Raw genomic sequence first — 17,379 nt, 5'->3', positions numbered from 1 at the left:
TCTGGCTTTGGCTATTTGATATTGGACATCAAACCATGACCGTGCGCTATAACTACGATAAAGATAATATTAGTGCGCTTGACGCAATTACCGAGGCGCAGAGAATTGCTTTTGCGCCAATGTTATTTCAAGCAGCGGTAAATCTCAGGGATTCAGGTATTCTATCGCTGTTGGATAATTGCAGAAAGCAGGGCGCGACCCGGCAGGAAATTACCTACGGCTGCGAGCTGGACGATTATGCTGTAGGCGTGTTGTTAGATATGGGCATGAGCGGAAATATTGTTTACCAAACCGAAGGCCGCTATTTTATAGGTAAAATTGGTCACTATTTACTGCATGACGCTATGACCCGCGTCAATATGGATTTTACGCAGGACGTTTGCTATCAGGGTCTATATCACCTGAAAGAATCATTACAGCAAGGAAAACCGGCGGGACTTCAGGTTTTCGGTTCTTGGCCGACGATTTATCCGGCGCTGAGCCAGTTGCCTGAGCCAGCGAAGCAAAGTTGGTTTGCTTTCGACCATTTCTATTCCGATGGCGCTTTCAGCGCTGCTTTGCCTCATGTCTTTGCTCTTGAACCGGCAAAAATCTACGACGTGGGAGGCAATACCGGGAAATGGGCTTTACGCTGCTGCGAATATCATGCGCAGGTCGAAATGACCATCATCGATTTACCGCAGCAAATTCGGCTAGCTAAGAAAAACATCGCGGAACATGCGCTGTCTGAGCGTATTTCTCTCCATGAAGCAGATATGTTGACCGATGCGCCATTACCGCAGGACGCAGACGTTTGGTGGATGAGCCAGTTCTTGGACTGTTTTTCGGAAGCTCAGATTATTGCTATCCTCAAAAAAATCGCAGCGGCGATGAAGCCCGACGCCAGAGTGTGTATTATGGAGCTCTTCTGGGATTGTCAGCCCTACGAGGCTGGAGCATTCAGTTTAAATGCTTCTTCGCTGTATTTTACCTGCATGGCTAATGGTAACAGTCGTTTTTATCGCGTCACTGATTTCCTGGGTTATTTACAGAAAGCCGACTTTGAGTTGGAAAAACAGATAGATAATCTTGGCATTGGTCATACTTTATTGATTTGTAAAAAACGATAGCGGTCGATTGGAAATGGCCAAGTCGAGGCATTAACCTAAGAAATATAAGAAATAAGGGGCAAGTTGGCATCAGTCAATTATTGCCTCGGTATTTTGCTCATTTTCTCCGCCAGAGATCACGAATTCATGCAGTTTACTCTGAACATCACCGATTGGCAGGCTATCGCGCCCGGATTAGCCTTGGCAGATGAATGGCTCTGGTGGGCTAATCAATCGCCTGCTAGGGTAGATCACACCCAGCCGCTGGCTAAATGTAGTCTGTTGCCGATGATGACGGCCCGTCGCCTGAGTTCAGGGAGCCGTCTGGCCGTGGAATGTGGATTAGCGATTCTGAGCCGCCAATCGGTGGACGCGATTGTATATACCAGCCGTCACGGTGAGCTGGAGCGTAATTACCGCATTTTGCAGGCGCTGGCGACGGAACAAAGCCTGTCGCCTACGGATTTTGCTATGTCGGTGCATAATTCTGCGGTGGGTAATCTCACTATTGCGGCCAGAAAACCGCTGGTTTCATCGTCTTTATCCGCCGGTGTGGAAACTTTTCAGCAAGGTTTGCTCGAAGTTCTAGCGTTACATCAGGCCGGTTATTCCCGCGTATTAATGGTGGATTTCGATGGCGTAATTCCAGAATTTTACCATCCATATATGACATCGGATATGCCAAAATATCCGTTTGCCGTCGCTTTACTGATTGAACCGGGTGATATCTTGCGCTGCGCGACCCGCAAGGGGCAGCGGCCCGAGCCGGAGGTGCCTCAGAGTCTGCAATTTTTGCATCATTGGCTAGGTTCACACGCTTCCTTTGTCGTCACCGGTGGTCGATTCGATTGGCAGTGGAACCGTTAGGATGAAAGTGTTGAAGCTGGGGCGACAAATCAATTGGCTGTGGCGGCTGGTCATGACTGGGCTATGTTTTGCCCTGTTCGGGCTGGGCGGGTTGTTGCTATCGTTGCTGTGGTTCAATTTTCTCCTGCTCACTCAGCGTGATGGTCAGCAGCGACGCATTCTAGCCAGACGCAGCATTTCTGCCAGTTTTCGCTTGTTCCTCGCTTTGGCCCGCAGGTTGGGTGTGTTGGATTACCGCTTGCAGGGTATCGAAAAGATTCGCGCTGATAAAGGTTGCCTGGTCGTCGCAAATCATCCCACGCTGTTGGATTACGTTATTTTGGCTTCGGCCTTGCCGGACGTCGATTGTCTGGTTAAGGCTGGACTCTTGCGTAATCCTTTTGTAAACGGCGTGATTAAAGCCGCCGATTACCTGGTCAATAGTCAGGGACCAACCCTGTTGGCGGCCTGTCGCCAACGTTTAAACCGCGGCGAGAATATTTTGATTTTTCCCGAAGGTACGCGCACCAGTCCGGGAAAACCGCTGAAGTTACAGCGGGGTGCGGCCAACGTTGCCGTCCGTTGCGAATGTGATTTGCGTATTGTGCATATTCACTGTAGCCAACAAACGCTGGATAAACAGAGCCGCTGGTATCAGATACCGCCAGAAAAACCGGTGTTCAGCGTTGTGGTGGGCGAACGTATTGCTAACGAATATTTTGTGGCTGTAGAAGAGGATGCGCAGGCGCTTGCCGCTCGCCAGCTGAATCGACAATTAGCCCAGTTATTGACGCCTGAGAAAGGCCAACCCATGGATACGGATGATGCAAGAACTCTCTCTTGAATTAAAAAAACTCATTATTGATACCCTGAATCTCGAAGATATTACTCCCGATGAGATAGAGGCAGACGCCGCGCTGTTTGGCGAAGGTTTGGGACTGGATTCCATTGACGCGCTGGAGTTAGGTCTGGCGGTCAAAAATCGCTATGGCGTGATGTTATCTGCTGAAAGTGAGGAAATGCGTCAGCATTTTTACTCCATCGCCACGCTGGCGGCATTCATTCAATCTCAACGTGCTTAATAGTCGGATAACTTATGGATAAACAAGATATTTACCAGGAAGTGTCGGACCTCTTGGTTAAACTTTTCGAAATCGACCGGTCGCAGATCACGCCGCAGGCGCGTCTGTATGAAGAGCTGGAGCTGGACAGTATTGACGCCGTAGATATGGTGGTTCATTTACAGAAAAAGACCGGTCGCCGGATCAAGCCCGAATCCTTTAAGTCTGTGCGTACCGTGCAAGACGTCGTGGATGCGGTAGAACAATTATTACAGCAACCAGACTGATTGGTTGTTTCGGAAAACCACGCCGTTTATGCAAAGTTTCCTGCGCATCGCCAATGGGCTGATTATGCTGTTATGGCCGTTCATTATTTGGGCGGGCGTGACACAGGGTCAATCCTTCTGGTTAATTCCGTTGTTTATTGCCTTTTTCCTGCTGCGCCTGTGGTTACTGAAAGGTCATGGGGGACTGCAAGGTAAAACGGGCGGTCAAGCGTATGCGGGGAAAGCGCTGGCGTTAACCGGTATTGCTCTTTGTGCTGCGAGCGTGCTGATGCGCGACCACCAAGTGCTGATGTATTACCCGGTGGTGGTTAATCTGGTGCTGTTGACGCTGTTCGGCAGCTCTCTGTTTTACGGCATGCCAATCGTGGAGAAAATCGCCCGTTGGCGCGAGCCGGATTTACCGCCGCAGGGCGTGGGCTATACCCGGCGAGTCACTCAGGTTTGGTGTCTGTTTTTTATCATCAACGGGTCGATTGCATTGGCGACCTGTTTGTATAACGACATGAAAATCTGGGCATTATGGAATGGCATGCTGAGTTATATCTTTATTGGCGGCGTGATGGGTGTGGAATGGTTGGTACGTCAGCGGATAAAAAACGGATGAATACATTACCGCTGTCTCAATGGCTGTCTGAAGAACGGTCGGGTAGCACTTTGATTGCCCGTAGCGGTGATAAAGATATCCACCTGAATGAGTTTCGACAGGATGTGACCCGACTTTATGCTCGTCTGATAACCGGTTCAGAAACCTGTTGGGCGCTGTGTTTTAACGATAGCTATCAATTTTGTGTCGCGCTGCTGGCCACGCTGTATGCGGGCAAAATTCCGGTACTGCTAGGGCATCATCGGCGCGCACAGCTCGTTGAACAAAGCCAGCATTTCGATGGGGTATTAAGCGATCTGCCGCTGAAATTAGACTGCCCAGTGTGGTCGCTATCGGATGCTGCCCCTGTGAGCGTGCCGTTACCGCCGATTGCCGCCGACGCGAGTCTGCGGTTATTTACCTCGGGTTCCTCTGGCGAACCCCGTCGGGTGGATAAACCGGTTGCCGTGATGGATAGAGAAGCCGTCTGGTTGGCTGATTTATGGGGCGAACGGCTGAGTCACTGCGTGATTCGGGCATCCGTCAGCCATCAACATCTGTACGGTCTGACGTTCCGCATCTGGTTACCGTTGGCGTTGGGGCGACCTTTCGCCAGTGAAACGGTGGCGTTCCCTGAGCAACTGACTAACAGTCCACGCTGCGCCTTTATTACCAGTCCGGCGTTTTTACAGCGACTGGATAGCCAGTTGCCGCCGCCGCGTTGCGAATTTGTGGTTTCCGCCGGCGGGCCGCTACATTTTGACGATGCTCAACGAGCACAGCACTGGCTTGGAATCACGCCCGATGAAATTTATGGCAGCACAGAAACCGGCGTGATGGCATGGCGTAGCCGCCATCATCCGCAGGCAGCATGGCAGCCGTTTAGCGGCGTGCAACTGAATCGCGATGAGCGGGATAACTGGTGGGTGGTTTCCCCTTTGGTTCCTAATCCGTTGGGAATGGCGTTGGATGATCGGCTTATTGTTGACGATCGGGGGCGATTTACGCTGGCCGGTCGTCGTGATCGGGTAGTCAAAATTGAAGAAAAGCGTCTTTCTCTCAGTGATATTGAGCGGCGATTGCGGACTTTGTCTGGCATCGAAGACGTTGCGGTGCTGGTGGTTAAACGCGGTGCGAGGCAATGTATCGCCGCGGCGGTGGTGCTGAATCAGGCAGGATTGGACGAATTAGAGCAAATCGGCTGGCTGCGGTTGCCCCGCCGCTGGCGACAGCAGCTCGCCGGTTGGCTGGAACCGGTGGCATTACCGCGCTATTGGCGCAAATTATCGGCTATTCCAATTAATCAGCAAAGCAAACGTTCTTGGCCTCAGTTACAGGAGTTATTTAATGAAAACCGTTGAGCTTTCCCGCCAACAGTCGGAACGGCATCAGATGGAAGTTAGCCTGTATCTGGACCCCAAATTAAGTTGGTTTACCGGACATTTTGATATACAGCCTCTGTTGCCGGGCGTGGCACAGATCGAGTGGGTGATGGGGTACGCGGCAGATATAGCGGGCGCAGACTGGCAGTTTTCCGGCATCGATAAGGTCAAGTTCCAGTTGCCGCTGTTGCCAGGCAATCAGGTGTTACTCCGCCTCGATTGGAATGAATCCCGTGGCTTGCTCAGTTTTAGTTATACGTTGAATGAAGGTGTTACCGCACACACGGCCAGTAGCGGAGTGATAAAATTATGTCGCTAGCCGTTCACGCTTTCGCGCCGTGCGTGGTTATTCCTTGCTATAACCACGGTGCAATGATGAATGATGTGGTGGCGCGGCTGGCTCCCTTTGGCCAGCACTGTTTTATCATTGACGATGGCAGCGAGCCTGCCACACAACAGATTTTACAGCGCTTGGCCGAAACGCACTCTGGCATCACGTTAGTTCGGTTGCCTTGCAATCAGGGCAAAGGTGCGGCGGTATTAACAGGTTTCACCGTGGCTGCAGAGGCGGGATATAGCCATGTGTTACAGGTGGATGCCGATGGACAACACTGCATCGAGGATATCCCCGAGATGCTGAAACAAGCGCAGCGCTATCCGGATATGTTGATCTCCGGCCGCCCAATTTACGACCAGTCGGTACCTAAATCTCGTCTGTATGGTCGCTATATCACCCATGTGTGGGTGTGGATCGAAACCCTGTCGTTATCCCTGAAAGACAGTATGTGCGGATTTCGGGTTTATCCGCTGGTTCCGGTCATTGCTCTGATGGCGCAATATCCATTGGGGAAACGTATGGATTTTGATACGGAAATCATGGTGCGCCTTTACTGGCAAGGCACTGATAGCCGTTTTGTCCCTACGCGAGTGACTTACCCCGTTGACGGGCTTTCCCATTTTGATGCGTTGCGGGATAACCTGCGGATTTCGTGGATGCATACTCGGCTATTTTTGGGCATGTTGAGGCGTTTCCCGCGATTGTTAACGCGACGTAGTCCGCGTCACTGGGCCGGAGTTAAAGAGCGTAAAGGTTTGGGCGGCATGCGCTTTATGCTCGCGGTTTATCGTCTATTAGGGCGGAGAACGTTCGAGATATTACTACGTCCGGTAGTGGGGTATTTCTGGCTAACGGGCCGAACTCAGCGGCAGGTCTCGCAGCAATATCTGGCGCGTTTGCAGCAAACTGCCCAAAAAAAGTCATGGGTTGTGCCGGACAATCTAACTAGTTATCGACATTTCCTGCGGTTCGGTAGCGCGATGCTGGACAAAGTCGCCAGTTGGCGCGGTGATCTGCGGCTGGGGCAGCAAATTGTATTTGCTCCCGGAGCGCAAGAAACCATTAATACCGAGTCTGAAGGTGGGAAGCTGATTCTGGCTTCTCACCTCGGCGATATCGAAGTGTGCCGCGCATTAGCGCAGCAGGATGGTCATAGAATAATTAACGCGCTGGTATTCAGTGAACATGCCCAAAGGTTTAAGCAGGTATTGGAAGAGATCGCGCCGCAGGCGGGGATGAATCTGATTCCCGTGACCCACATGGGGCCAGATACCGCTATTTTACTGAAAGAGAAGCTGGATGCCGGTGAATGGGTGGCGATTGTCGGCGATCGTACCTCGGTCACTACCCAGCGCGGTGGGGAGCGCCGCGTGGTGTGGAGCGAATTTCTCGGGGTACCCGCGCCGTTTCCGCAAGGGCCATTTGTTCTGGCATCGGTATTGCGCTGTCCGGTTTTACTGATGTTTGCTCTGCACCAGCGGGGCAAACTGCATATCCATTGTGAACCTTTTGCCGATCCGTTGCTGTTACCACGTCAGCAGCGTGAAGCCGCATTGCAATCGGCGGTGGATCGCTATGCGTCGCGTCTGGAGCACTATGCGCTGCAATCGCCGCTCGACTGGTTTAACTTTTTTGATTTCTGGCGACTGCCTGATTCGCCATCCGGCAAGGAGTAACAAGTGCTGACCGATGCTCGTTTTACCACTGAAGTAGAGATGACCGTACCCTTTCACGATACCGATCCTATGGGCGTGGTGTGGCACGGTAATTACTTCCGTTATTTCGAAGTGGCGCGAGAGGCGCTGCTGAATCAGTTTAATTATGGTTACCGGCAAATGCGTGAGTCTGGCTATGTTTGGCCGGTGGTCGATACGCGGGTGAAATACCGCGACGTGCTGGCGTTTGAACAGCGAATTCGGGTCCGAGCCAGCGTTGACGAGTTCGAGAATCGGCTGAAAATTGTTTATCAGATTTTTGATGCTCAAAGCGGCAAGCGGACTACTACCGGCTATACCATTCAGGTGGCCGTCGAAGAAAGTACGCGAGAAATGTGTTTTGTCAGCCCTGACATATTGTTTGAAAGAATGGGAATCAAGCCATGAAAAAATGGATTTTAATGTTGTCGCTGGCGGTCGCCGCTGGCGCACAGGCAGTGACGCTGGATGAGTTACAGCAGCGTTTGGCGCAGCAGCCGGTGGTACGAGCGCAGTTTAGCCAGGAGCGCCAGATCAAGGATATGCCGCAGCCGCTGCGTTCCAGCGGTGAATTATTGATCGCTCAGAAAAATGGGCTGTGGTGGCAACAGCAGAAACCTTTTCCATTGACGCTGGTGCTGGATGATAAGCGTATGGTTCAGGTCATTAATGGGCAGGAGCCGCAGATTGTTACCGCTGATTCCAATCCGCAGATGTTCCAGTTTAACCACTTGTTGCGTGCACTTTTTCAGGCCGAACGTCAGGCGTTGGAACAAAACTTCTCACTGACATTCAGCGATTTAGGACAGGGTAAATGGCAGTTGGAGCTGAAACCGACCACTTCACCGCTGGATAAGCTGTTTAACACGATTATCCTGCAAGGGCAGCAGTATCTTGATCATATTTCGCTTAACGATCGTCAAGGAGATCGCACTGAGATTACCTTTAGCAATCAGCGCCTGACGCCAGACACGTTGACCCATGATGAGCAGCAACGTTTTGTCTTCTAGGCCGAGTTTATGGGCCTGGCTATGGCTGGCGGCTTGCCTGCTGCTAGGGGCCACTCTCACGGTGCTGTTACCGCAATCCAAGCTTTCCAGTAGCGTGTTGGCGCTGTTGCCTGCCCAAAGCATGGGACAGATTCCTCCTGCGCTGAACGACGGTTTTATGCAGCGTTTGGATCGGCAGCTGGTCTGGATGGTCAGCCCAGCCGAGGGAGATGATCCCGCGGCGGCCGCGCGCTGGCTGGAACGCTTGCAGGGTTTGCCGTCGTTGACCGCAGTTAAAGGGCCGCTCGATGCGGAGAAGCAGCAGAAATGGGGGGAATTCTTCTATCTGCATCGTAACGGCATGATTGACCCGCAGACGCGTCAGCGCCTGATGAGCGGTGGTGATGAGCAGGCTAACTGGGTACTGGCACAGCTTTATTCGGCTTTTGCTGGTGTGAGCAGCAGTGAAATAAAGAACGACCCGTTGATGCTGGTGCGGGGCGCCCAACTGGCGTTACAACAAAATGCCAGTCGCTTGGGGATGAAAAATGGCTGGCTGGTGGCTCAGGATGAGGCGGGGCGCAGTTGGTATTTTATCCACGGCGAGCTGAGTGGGTCCTCCTACAATATGCAGCAGGCGCATCAGGTAGTGACAGATTTGGCGGCGCTCGTGACCGATCTTAAGCATCATTTTCCTGGCGTTGAGGTCATGTCCCGCGGCACGCTATTTTATAGCGATTATGCCAGCCAGCAGGCCAAACATGATATTTCCACCTTGGGTTCCGCCACGGTAATCGGTGTTTTGTTGTTGATTCTGGGCGTGTTTCGTTCTCTGCGTCCGTTACTGTTGTGCGTGTTGTCCGTTGGTATCGGCGCGTTGGCCGGAAGTACGCTGACCTTATTGCTTTTTGGCCAACTGCATTTAATGACGTTGGTGATGAGTATCAGCATTGTCGGTATTTCTGCTGATTACACTATTTATTATCTTACCGAGCGCATGGTGCATGGACGTGAAACCACGCCGTGGCAAAGTCTGCACAAGGTTTTCCCGGCGTTAATGATGGCGTTGGGTACCACGGTTCTGGCCTACCTAATTATGATGTTGGCGCCGTTCCCAGGCTTACGTCAGTTGGCGGTTTTCGCCGCCGCAGGTCTGACCGCCTCATGTCTGACCGTGGTGTGTTGGTATCCGTGGTTATGTCGTGGATTACCGGTCAGGCCAGTGCCATTCATGATGCCGTTGATGCGTTGGCTTTCCGCGTGGCGTACCCAACGCACACTGTATTTAGGTTTGCCGCTGGCATTGGCGTTGTTCTCCGTCGCCGGATTACTGCGGTTGCAGATTAATGATGATATTGCCCAATTGCAGGCGCTGCCGCCGGATATTCATCGGGAGGAGCAGGCAATCACGGCATTGACTGGGCAAGGTATCGATCAAAAGTGGTTTGTGGTTTATGGCGATACTCCCGAGCAGACGTTGCAGCGGTTAGAGCAATTTGCACCGCAGTTACAACGGGCGAAAAAACAGGGCTGGCTCGGCGGCTACCGTTTGTTGCCATTGGCCTCTCAGGCGCAGCAACAGCGGGATCTGACACTGCTGCAACAGGTAGCCCCCAACGTGCTGGCACAGCTTGCTGCCGTTGGGATGGGTGGGTTGACGGTCGATCTCACACCAAGACCGGTCACGCCGGAGAACTGGCTCAATAGCGTAGTGAGCGAGGGATGGGCGTTGATGTGGATGACGTTACCGGATGGGCGTAGTGGAGTATTGGTGCCGACCGACGGCGTGCAAAACAGCGCCGCTTTGGCTGAGTTGGCGGCAAATCATACTGGCGTCAGTTGGGTCGATCGCAAAGCCAGCTTCGACCAGATGTTTTCTTTCTATCGCACTATGCTGGGCTGGCTGTTGCTGGGAGCCATTGCGATTATTGCCCTGAGTTACATGTTGCGCTTGGGCGTGCGGCGTGGGCTAGTCTGCGTATTGCCTTCGTTGCTTTCTCTCGGCTGTGGGCTAGCAGTGCTGGCGTTTAGCGGTCACTCCCTCAACCTGTTCTCCCTACTTGCGTTAGTTCTGGTGTTGGGGATTGGCATTAATTACACCCTATTTTTCAGTAATCCGCGGGGAACACCGCTAACGTCATTATTAGCAGTAACCGTGGCGATGAGTACCTCACTGCTGACCTTGGGTATGCTGATCTTTAGCAGCACTCAGGCTATCAGCAGTTTCGGTATTGTGCTGTGCAGCGGCATCTTTGCCGCATTTTTGCTGGCGCCATTGGCGATGCATCAACGTCGTAAAGGGAAGAAATCATGATGATTTTACGCTGTATCTCGGCTTTATCCTTGGCTTTGATGCTGACGGCCTGCGCCACTAAACCCGCTGATAATCGCCCCCAGGCCTGGTTAAAACCGGGCGTGAAGGTCAGATTACCCGCGCCAGGTATCACGCCGGCGGTGAATGAACAACAGTTGCTGACTGCCACGGTGAAAGGTAAGCAGCAGTCTTTGCTGGTATTGCTCAATGCGGATCGGCAACAGATTGTGCTGGCGGGGTTGTCATCTCTGGGTATTCGCCTGTTCAAACTGACCTACGATGCGCAGGGGATCAAAAGCGAGCAGTCAATTGTGCTACCTGAGTTGCCTCCGGCCAGCCAAGTTCTGGCCGATATTATGCTGAGTTACTGGCCGGTTTCTGCTTGGCATGAGCAGTTACCCGTAGGTTGGACGCTGGTCGACAACGGATCCCGCCGCGAACTGCGTGATAAGCAAGGACAACGGGTAACCGAAATTGTTTATATGACCAGCAAAGGCGTGCGCCAACCGATTAGCATCCGCCAGTACGTTTTTGGTTATCAGATCGCGATTCAACATCTGGACAGCTAACATGATTTATATTTCTGCGGTAGGCATGCTGAATGCGTTAGGAAACAATGCCGATCAGATTGCCAGCCAGCTTCCTTTGGGCATCGCTCCCGGCATGCAGCCACGCGATGGCTGGGTTCAACCCGAACAGTCCTGCTGGCTAGGCGCCGTTGAAGGTGAACTACCGGAAATTCCGGCGGCGCTTGCTATGCACCGCAGCCGCAATAATCAGCTGTTATTGGCGGCGTTGCAGCAAATTCGTCCGCAGGTCGATCAAGCGATAGCACGCTTTGGTCGCGATCGCGTGGCGGTGGTGTTGGGCACCAGTACTTCTGGATTAAATGAGGGCGATCGACAGGTTAACCACCGCTGTCACGACGAGGAAAGTGACGGCTATGATTATTATCAACAGGAATTAGGCGATCCGGCACGTTTTCTTTCGGCCTATCTCGAACTGGAAGGGCCAGCGTTCACTTTGTCTACCGCCTGCTCCTCCAGCTCCAGAGCTATTATCAGCGGTCGGCGTTTGATCCAAGCCGGGCTGGCGGATGTGGCAATTGTTGGCGGTGCGGATACGCTCAGCCGGATGCCCGTCAACGGTTTTAACAGTCTTGAATCACTTTCCACTCAGCGTTGCCAGCCTTTTGCCGCGGAACGCTGCGGTATTACTATAGGTGAAGCATCGGCTCTTATGCTGCTCACGCGGGAACCTCAGGAGATAGCCTTGCTCGGCGTCGGTGAATCCAGTGACGCATGGCATATGTCGGCACCGCATCCGGAAGGCGAAGGCGCCATTCGCGCTATTGAACAGGCGTTGGATGATGCGGCAATTCAACCGCAGGATGTGGGGTATATCAATCTGCATGGCACCGCTACCCGGCTTAATGACCACATCGAGGCCAAAGTGGTCAATCACATCTTTGGTAATGGCACGCCCTGTAGCTCGACCAAGCATTTAACCGGGCACACATTAGGTGCGGCAGGCGCGTGCGAAGCCGCGCTGTGCTGGCTGTTATTGACTCGTGATTTACCATTGCCGGCGCAGGATTTCTCTCATTCAACGCTGGATGACAGTTTGCCGCCTTGCGGGTTATTGCTCAAGCAGGAACCATTGATAAAGACAATAGTTATGTCCAATTCATTCGCCTTTGGCGGTAATAATACCTGCCTGATTCTGGGGAAGCGTCATGCCTGAATATTTACCGGCGGGAAATTATTTGCCTCATCATGCGCCGATGATGCTACTGGAAGAGGTTGTAGCGGTAGAAGAAGAACGCGTGCATTGTCGGGTTAAAGTCACAGAACAGGGGGTTTTGGCTCCTTTTCTCACTGCCGAAGGGCATTTGCCTGGATGGTTTGCGTTGGAATTGATGGCGCAAACCGTCGGCGTGTGGTCGGGCTGGCATAGTCGGCAGCGGGGTGAGCGGGTGGCGAGTCTGGGCATGTTGCTCGGCGCGCGCGCGTTACGCAGCCAGACTTCGTTGATTAAAAACGGCAATCTATTGGATATCACTATGGTCTTGCTGATGCAGGACGAAAAATTTGGCAGCTTTGAAGGTGAAATCAGCAGTGCGGGGCAGGTTTTAGCCACCGCGCGGTTGAATACCTATCAACCGGATCAACAAGAACTTAAACAATTATTTCAACGGGATGAAATGGAATGACGCGTTCAGTTTTGGTCACGGGCGGCAGTAAAGGTATCGGGCGAGCGATAGCCCTCCAACTGGCTGCCGATGGATTTAGCGTGGCAGTGCATTATCACAGCGATCTTCCGGGGGCTCAGCAAACGGCAGAACAGATAACTGCGCAAGGCGGACAAGGGCGGATTATCGGTTTTGACGTAGCCGATCGTGACGCGACACGGCAGGCCATTGAGCAGGATATTGAAACTCATGGTGCCTACTACGGCGTGGTGAACAATGCCGGAATTGCTCGCGACGGCGCGTTCCCGGCGCTCAGTGAAGACGACTGGGACAGCGTGATCCATACCAATCTGGACAGTTTTTATAACGTGATCCATCCCTGTATCATGCCGATGATCGGGTTGCGTCAAGGCGGCAGAATCATCACGCTATCGTCGGTTTCCGGTTTAATGGGGAATCGAGGTCAGGTCAACTATAGCGCGGCAAAAGCGGGCATTATCGGCGCAACAAAAGCGCTGGCAATAGAACTGGCGAAGCGCAAAATCACTGTAAACTGCATAGCGCCGGGGTTGATTGATACCGGCATGATTCAGATGGAAGAAGCATCGTTAAAAGAAGCGATGAATATGATCCCGATGAAACGGATGGGTGCCGCAGAGGAAGTGGCCGGGCTCGCCAGTTATTTGATGTCTGATATTGCGAGTTACGTGACGCGTCAGGTGATTTCCGTTAATGGGGGCATGCTATGACTCGCCGAGTCGTGATTACCGGCATGGGCGGCGTAACCGCCTTTGGCAATGACTGGCAGAGCGTGGCTGCTGGCCTGAAGTCCGGTAAAAATGCGGTGCGCAGCATGCCGGAATGGCGTGAATACGCGGGATTGAATACCTTAGTGGGCGCGCCTATTGATGATTTCACCTTACCGGAGCATTACACCCGCAAACGCATTCGCTCAATGGGGCGAGTTTCCCTACTAGCGACCAGAGCGACCGAGCTGGCACTGACTCAGGCGGGTTTGATCGGCGAAGCGGTGCTAACTAATGGTGAAACCGGCATCGCCTACGGTTCTTCTACCGGCAGTACTAAACCGGTTAGCGAATTTGCCACCATGCTAACGGAAAAACACACCAATAATATCACCGGCACCACCTATGTGCAGATGATGCCGCACACCGCGGCGGTGAATACCGGGTTGTTCTTCGGACTGCGTGGGCGAGTGATTCCTACTTCTAGCGCCTGTACTTCCGGGAGCCAGGCAATAGGTTACGCGTGGGAGGCCATTCGCCACGGTTATCAAACGGTGATGGTTGCCGGTGGAGCGGAAGAACTTTGCCCGTCTGAAGCGGCGGTGTTTGATACCTTATTTGCCACCAGTCAGCGCAATGATTCGCCACATACCACGCCGTCGCCTTTCGATATCAATCGAGACGGGCTGGTCATTGGGGAGGGCGCGGGCACGCTGGTGTTGGAAGAGTTGGAGCACGCCAGAGCGCGAGATGCGAAGATCTACGGGGAAGTCGTGGGATTCGCCACTAACTGTGATGCGGCCCACATTACTCAGCCACAGCGTGAAACTATGCAAATTTGCATCGAACAGGGGCTACGTATGGCGCAGTTGCAGGCGGTGGATATCGGCTATATCAGCGCTCACGGTACGGCGACCGACCGTGGCGATCTGGCTGAAAGTCAGGCTACCGCCGCGGTATTTGGCAGTAATACGCCGATTTCATCGTTGAAAAGCTATTTCGGCCATACGTTAGGTGCCTGCGGAGCGCTGGAAGCTTGGATGAGTCTGGAAATGATGAATGAAGGCTGGTTTGCGCCGACGCTCAATCTGACTCAGCCCGATCCGGCCTGTGGAGAACTTGATTACATCATGGGAGAGTCACGGCATATTGATACCGAGTTTTTCCAAAGCAACAACTTTGCCTTTGGCGGTATCAACACTTCACTGGTTTTCCGTCGCTGGCGTTAACCGATGATGCGCACTGCTCTGGCTCGAATCAGCGTTCTCAGCCAACCGGATGTAATCACCGGTTGGTTGTCGGCGGCGTTACTGGATCAGGCTCCCAACGGCAAACGGCGGGATGCGTGGGTAGCGGGCAGAGTGCTGCTGGCACAGCAGGTGGGTCAGCGGCCTCTCAGGGAAATGATCATTACCGCATCGGGAAAACCTACGTTTAGGTGTGCTCAATTGCCACATTTCAATATCAGTCACAGCGGCGATTTTGTTTTTGTCGCCGTGAGTGATAAAGGGCCGATTGGCTGCGATATCGAAGTGATCAGGCCGCGTTCCGCTGCGATAGAGATTGCCCAGCACTATTTCGGTGAGGCTGAATATCTGTGGTTGGCGGCGCAGCCAGCTGAAAATGTCATGATGGCGTTTTGGCGTTTGTGGACCGCCCACGAGGCACTATTAAAACAACGCGGGCTGAGTGTTTGGCAAATGCGTTCGATAGCGCTAAAGCCCGAAACATTGGGCATTGTCGGCAGCGAAATATTTCACTGGTATCAGCAAGGGTTGAGTGTGGCGGTCAGTTGCTGCCTGCCAGAAAGCGCAAACAGCGATTTCACCGTGGATAAATGAGCGTATTCCTTCCATTTATCAAATTATTGCCGATGAACTTCCCCACAAAGCAGCACCACATCCGGGCGACGCTGATGGATTTTAGCCGCCACGGCAAGGCATTCCTGACGGGTAGGATATATATCTTCAGACACGGGAAGCGCGTCACAAGCATCTATTCCGCATGTGCTGACCAGTAGAACAAATCCAATAAGCATATATCCCCCTTATTCTTCGAAGTATAGCGCGCTTATCTTGCGAGTATAGAGGTTTTGTTGTGGCATAGCGCCCGCTTTAATAATAAAAACTGCCTTACTAACAAAGATTTCCACAATCGGCCGCGTACGACTCAAGCTATGCCAATGCCACATGGCGTAACCCGCTATTTTGGGTGAAATTAATGAATAATTCTATTGGCAGCCATTAACGTAAAGCGGCAGTGGAAGGATCACTATGTCTTTTATTGAGCCTCTGGCGCGAACCATCGCCTATTAGGATTTTCTGCTTTGTATTTATGCCGTGACCATATTGGTTACCTTGAGCGTTTCATCTTCATCGTATGGGATATCTCCTATGGGGTGAATCATCGCGTATATATTCTTTAAAACTTTAGTTGGTCTTAAAGTGGAGTGAGAGTTCGCGTCTGCGGTGGTAAAAAAGAGTGAAATAGAGGCTGACGCATTGGAGATATTTCTCATAGCTATTAATAAAATAAGGATATGGGATGTAATATATCGCCTAGCTCGGTTTAACCGTAAAACACCAACGTAATGGAGTACAGACGAATGAACGGTAAGTTGTTATTAGCGATATTACTGAGCGCGAGCTTTTCGCTTCAGGCCGATGAAACCAGCACCTGGACTTATGAAGGTCAACGGGCTCCAGAGCATTGGGGGACGCTGAAACCAGAGTTTCATCTTTGTCAGGATGGACGCAACCAGTCACCGATAGATATCCGCGGGGAATTAAGAAGTAACCTGGCGCCGCTGACCATGCAATATTTTACCACGGCGCTGAGTATCGTAAATAATGGTCATACGGTTCAGTTGAACGTACCCAGCGGGAATAAAGTGCAGCTAGATGGTGAAACTTTTATGCTAAAACAGCTGCATTTCCATTCTCCTAGTGAAAATACAATAAAGGGTAAGCAATATCCGATGGAGGCGCACTTTCTACACAAAAATAAGCAGGGAGAATTGCTGGTTGTCGCCGTTATGTACGAACTGGGCAAAGAAAATGTGGTGCTGGAAAAAGTGTGGCAGCAAATACCAAAAGGATTGAACCAGGAAGAGAAGATCAAGCAGGCGTTGGATCTTAATGGCCTGATTCCGGACAGCAAATACTATTATCGTTTCAGTGGCTCGCTAACCACACCCCCTTGTTCAGAAGGGGTACGCTGGCTGGTGTTTAAACAGCCGTTAAGCGTTTCTGAAAACCAGATTACGCAGTTCAAGTCGGTCATCCATCACGATAATAACCGGCCGGTCCAAGAGTTACACGGTAGGGTTATTGTAAATTAATTTTTGGTTATTTTAATTTATCAGAGCACCCGAAGGGGTTTTTAATAAAACTTTTAATAAATAGCTAATGGTGAAAATAAATTTCTATCAATATATTTACTCTAATGTTTCGTCGGCGTAAAACTGTGTGCTTTATTTGGTTTTATGCTGACGCAGTTTTATTGGATATATTTATGGCTAAACAGCCAGACGTCTAAACGGGTGTTTGATTTATTTATAAATAAGGCTTGATTAAAATCATTGGGTATGAGTAAATAGCGTCATCGGTTTGGAACACAGACCTTATGAAAGCAGTTTTAGTAAAGCAGTTCACAGTATTAGCGTTATCCTCGATAGATACCTCTTCACCGCGAAACTCCTTCTTAAGTGCCCCATAAGAAATAACTGAAAGACAGACCTCTCTTGCCTTATGGCACTTAAAAAATAAATAAAGGAAGTATCGCTATGTCTAATACAATGACTGGTTTAGTAAAATGGTTTGACGCGGGTAAAGGCTTTGGTTTTATTACCCCAACGGACGG

The 17,379-nt window shown here is 51.6% G+C and carries 20 protein-coding genes; all 20 read left to right on the top strand.

Translation table 11 applies throughout. The features are described 5' to 3' along the window. The first annotated feature begins 35 nt into the window (after nucleotides 1-35). The gene (locus AD970_RS00095) at nucleotides 36-1,109 is read left to right on the top strand and encodes a methyltransferase (protein WP_072080559.1); all 1,074 of its coding nucleotides are present in this window, start codon (nucleotides 36-38) and stop codon (nucleotides 1,107-1,109) included. Nucleotides 1,110-1,235: 126 nt separating this feature from the next. Then, complete coding sequence (locus AD970_RS00090; protein WP_049596320.1) at nucleotides 1,236-1,955, top strand: beta-ketoacyl synthase chain length factor; 720 nt, start codon at nucleotides 1,236-1,238, stop codon at nucleotides 1,953-1,955. Between the two features lies 1 nt (nucleotide 1,956). After that, on the top strand, nucleotides 1,957-2,778 hold the full coding sequence (locus tag AD970_RS00085) for a lysophospholipid acyltransferase family protein (protein ID WP_049596319.1): 822 nt from the start codon (nucleotides 1,957-1,959) through the stop codon (nucleotides 2,776-2,778). Then, nucleotides 2,759-3,016, top strand: coding sequence for a phosphopantetheine-binding protein (locus AD970_RS00080; RefSeq protein WP_049596318.1), 258 nt, complete (start codon nucleotides 2,759-2,761; stop codon nucleotides 3,014-3,016). Before AD970_RS00085 ends, AD970_RS00080 begins: the two co-directional genes overlap by 20 nt. Before the next feature lie 14 nt (nucleotides 3,017-3,030). Then, nucleotides 3,031-3,282: an acyl carrier protein gene (locus AD970_RS00075; protein ID WP_049596317.1), complete on the top strand. Its 252-nt coding sequence runs from the start codon at nucleotides 3,031-3,033 to the stop codon at nucleotides 3,280-3,282. 28 nt (nucleotides 3,283-3,310) lie between these two features. Then, entirely contained in the window at nucleotides 3,311-3,886 is a 576-nt protein-coding gene (locus AD970_RS00070; protein ID WP_049596316.1) for a COG4648 family protein, read from the top strand. Continuing rightward, nucleotides 3,853-5,226: a class I adenylate-forming enzyme family protein gene (locus tag AD970_RS00065; protein ID WP_235786881.1), complete on the top strand. Its 1,374-nt coding sequence runs from the start codon at nucleotides 3,853-3,855 to the stop codon at nucleotides 5,224-5,226. The genes AD970_RS00070 and AD970_RS00065 overlap by 34 nt, the downstream gene beginning before the upstream one ends. Further along, nucleotides 5,213-5,566: an ApeI family dehydratase gene (locus tag AD970_RS00060; protein ID WP_049596314.1), complete on the top strand. Its 354-nt coding sequence runs from the start codon at nucleotides 5,213-5,215 to the stop codon at nucleotides 5,564-5,566. The genes AD970_RS00065 and AD970_RS00060 overlap by 14 nt, the downstream gene beginning before the upstream one ends. Further along, nucleotides 5,557-7,260, top strand: coding sequence for a glycosyltransferase family 2 protein (locus tag AD970_RS00055; RefSeq protein ID WP_049596313.1), 1,704 nt, complete (start codon nucleotides 5,557-5,559; stop codon nucleotides 7,258-7,260). The genes AD970_RS00060 and AD970_RS00055 overlap by 10 nt, the downstream gene beginning before the upstream one ends. A gap of 3 nt (nucleotides 7,261-7,263) precedes the next feature. Beyond that, nucleotides 7,264-7,686 carry an acyl-CoA thioesterase gene (locus AD970_RS00050; RefSeq protein WP_049596312.1) on the top strand — a complete coding sequence of 141 codons (423 nt, stop codon included), beginning with the start codon at nucleotides 7,264-7,266 and terminating at the stop codon, nucleotides 7,684-7,686. Beyond that, complete coding sequence (locus AD970_RS00045) at nucleotides 7,683-8,288, top strand: LolA family protein (protein WP_049596311.1); 606 nt, start codon at nucleotides 7,683-7,685, stop codon at nucleotides 8,286-8,288. The genes AD970_RS00050 and AD970_RS00045 overlap by 4 nt, the downstream gene beginning before the upstream one ends. Next, entirely contained in the window at nucleotides 8,260-10,581 is a 2,322-nt protein-coding gene (locus AD970_RS00040) for an MMPL family transporter (protein ID WP_049596310.1), read from the top strand. Before AD970_RS00045 ends, AD970_RS00040 begins: the two co-directional genes overlap by 29 nt. Further along, nucleotides 10,578-11,150 (top strand): DUF3261 domain-containing protein, encoded by a 573-nt coding sequence (locus AD970_RS00035; RefSeq protein WP_049596309.1) that lies wholly within the window; start codon nucleotides 10,578-10,580, stop codon nucleotides 11,148-11,150. The genes AD970_RS00040 and AD970_RS00035 overlap by 4 nt, the downstream gene beginning before the upstream one ends. Before the next feature lies 1 nt (nucleotide 11,151). Then, the gene (locus AD970_RS00030; RefSeq protein WP_049596308.1) at nucleotides 11,152-12,324 is read left to right on the top strand and encodes a beta-ketoacyl-[acyl-carrier-protein] synthase family protein; all 1,173 of its coding nucleotides are present in this window, start codon (nucleotides 11,152-11,154) and stop codon (nucleotides 12,322-12,324) included. Further along, the gene (locus AD970_RS00025; RefSeq protein ID WP_049596307.1) at nucleotides 12,317-12,793 is read left to right on the top strand and encodes an ApeP family dehydratase; all 477 of its coding nucleotides are present in this window, start codon (nucleotides 12,317-12,319) and stop codon (nucleotides 12,791-12,793) included. The genes AD970_RS00030 and AD970_RS00025 overlap by 8 nt, the downstream gene beginning before the upstream one ends. Next, nucleotides 12,790-13,521, top strand: coding sequence for a 3-ketoacyl-ACP reductase FabG2 (locus AD970_RS00020; RefSeq protein WP_049596306.1), 732 nt, complete (start codon nucleotides 12,790-12,792; stop codon nucleotides 13,519-13,521). The genes AD970_RS00025 and AD970_RS00020 overlap by 4 nt, the downstream gene beginning before the upstream one ends. Next, complete coding sequence (locus AD970_RS00015) at nucleotides 13,518-14,747, top strand: beta-ketoacyl-ACP synthase (RefSeq protein WP_049596305.1); 1,230 nt, start codon at nucleotides 13,518-13,520, stop codon at nucleotides 14,745-14,747. Before AD970_RS00020 ends, AD970_RS00015 begins: the two co-directional genes overlap by 4 nt. A 3-nt stretch (nucleotides 14,748-14,750) precedes the next feature. After that, entirely contained in the window at nucleotides 14,751-15,359 is a 609-nt protein-coding gene (locus tag AD970_RS00010; RefSeq protein WP_049596304.1) for a 4'-phosphopantetheinyl transferase superfamily protein, read from the top strand. A gap of 764 nt (nucleotides 15,360-16,123) precedes the next feature. Then, nucleotides 16,124-16,858 (top strand): carbonic anhydrase, encoded by a 735-nt coding sequence (locus tag AD970_RS00005; protein WP_049596303.1) that lies wholly within the window; start codon nucleotides 16,124-16,126, stop codon nucleotides 16,856-16,858. Between the two features lie 444 nt (nucleotides 16,859-17,302). Further along, nucleotides 17,303-17,379 (top strand): cold shock domain-containing protein (locus AD970_RS18545; protein WP_162199311.1); only part of this gene is annotated, 77 nt, incomplete at its 3' end.

It is taken from the genome of Yersinia nurmii, from assembly GCF_001112925.1.
Taxonomy (GTDB): domain Bacteria; phylum Pseudomonadota; class Gammaproteobacteria; order Enterobacterales; family Enterobacteriaceae; genus Yersinia; species Yersinia nurmii.
The sequence above is the reverse complement of the archived record's forward strand: the minus strand, read 5'-3'. Positions and strand labels throughout refer to the sequence as shown.

Bases quoted from the DNA above. Each gene is read 5' to 3' on its own strand.
- AD970_RS00095 (WP_072080559.1), top strand. From the start codon at position 36: ATGACCGTGCGCTATAACTACGATAAAGATAATATTAGTGCGCTTGAC.
- AD970_RS00090 (WP_049596320.1), top strand. From the start codon at position 1,236: ATGCAGTTTACTCTGAACATCACCGATTGGCAGGCTATCGCGCCCGGA.
- AD970_RS00085 (WP_049596319.1), top strand. From the start codon at position 1,957: ATGAAAGTGTTGAAGCTGGGGCGACAAATCAATTGGCTGTGGCGGCTG.
- AD970_RS00080 (WP_049596318.1), top strand. From the start codon at position 2,759: ATGCAAGAACTCTCTCTTGAATTAAAAAAACTCATTATTGATACCCTG.
- AD970_RS00075 (WP_049596317.1), top strand. From the start codon at position 3,031: ATGGATAAACAAGATATTTACCAGGAAGTGTCGGACCTCTTGGTTAAA.
- AD970_RS00070 (WP_049596316.1), top strand. From the start codon at position 3,311: ATGCAAAGTTTCCTGCGCATCGCCAATGGGCTGATTATGCTGTTATGG.
- AD970_RS00065 (WP_235786881.1), top strand. From the start codon at position 3,853: ATGGTTGGTACGTCAGCGGATAAAAAACGGATGAATACATTACCGCTG.
- AD970_RS00060 (WP_049596314.1), top strand. From the start codon at position 5,213: ATGAAAACCGTTGAGCTTTCCCGCCAACAGTCGGAACGGCATCAGATG.
- AD970_RS00055 (WP_049596313.1), top strand. From the start codon at position 5,557: ATGTCGCTAGCCGTTCACGCTTTCGCGCCGTGCGTGGTTATTCCTTGC.
- AD970_RS00045 (WP_049596311.1), top strand. From the start codon at position 7,683: ATGAAAAAATGGATTTTAATGTTGTCGCTGGCGGTCGCCGCTGGCGCA.
- AD970_RS00040 (WP_049596310.1), top strand. From the start codon at position 8,260: ATGATGAGCAGCAACGTTTTGTCTTCTAGGCCGAGTTTATGGGCCTGG.
- AD970_RS00035 (WP_049596309.1), top strand. From the start codon at position 10,578: ATGATGATTTTACGCTGTATCTCGGCTTTATCCTTGGCTTTGATGCTG.
- AD970_RS00030 (WP_049596308.1), top strand. From the start codon at position 11,152: ATGATTTATATTTCTGCGGTAGGCATGCTGAATGCGTTAGGAAACAAT.
- AD970_RS00025 (WP_049596307.1), top strand. From the start codon at position 12,317: ATGCCTGAATATTTACCGGCGGGAAATTATTTGCCTCATCATGCGCCG.
- AD970_RS00020 (WP_049596306.1), top strand. From the start codon at position 12,790: ATGACGCGTTCAGTTTTGGTCACGGGCGGCAGTAAAGGTATCGGGCGA.
- AD970_RS00015 (WP_049596305.1), top strand. From the start codon at position 13,518: ATGACTCGCCGAGTCGTGATTACCGGCATGGGCGGCGTAACCGCCTTT.
- AD970_RS00010 (WP_049596304.1), top strand. From the start codon at position 14,751: ATGATGCGCACTGCTCTGGCTCGAATCAGCGTTCTCAGCCAACCGGAT.
- AD970_RS00005 (WP_049596303.1), top strand. From the start codon at position 16,124: ATGAACGGTAAGTTGTTATTAGCGATATTACTGAGCGCGAGCTTTTCG.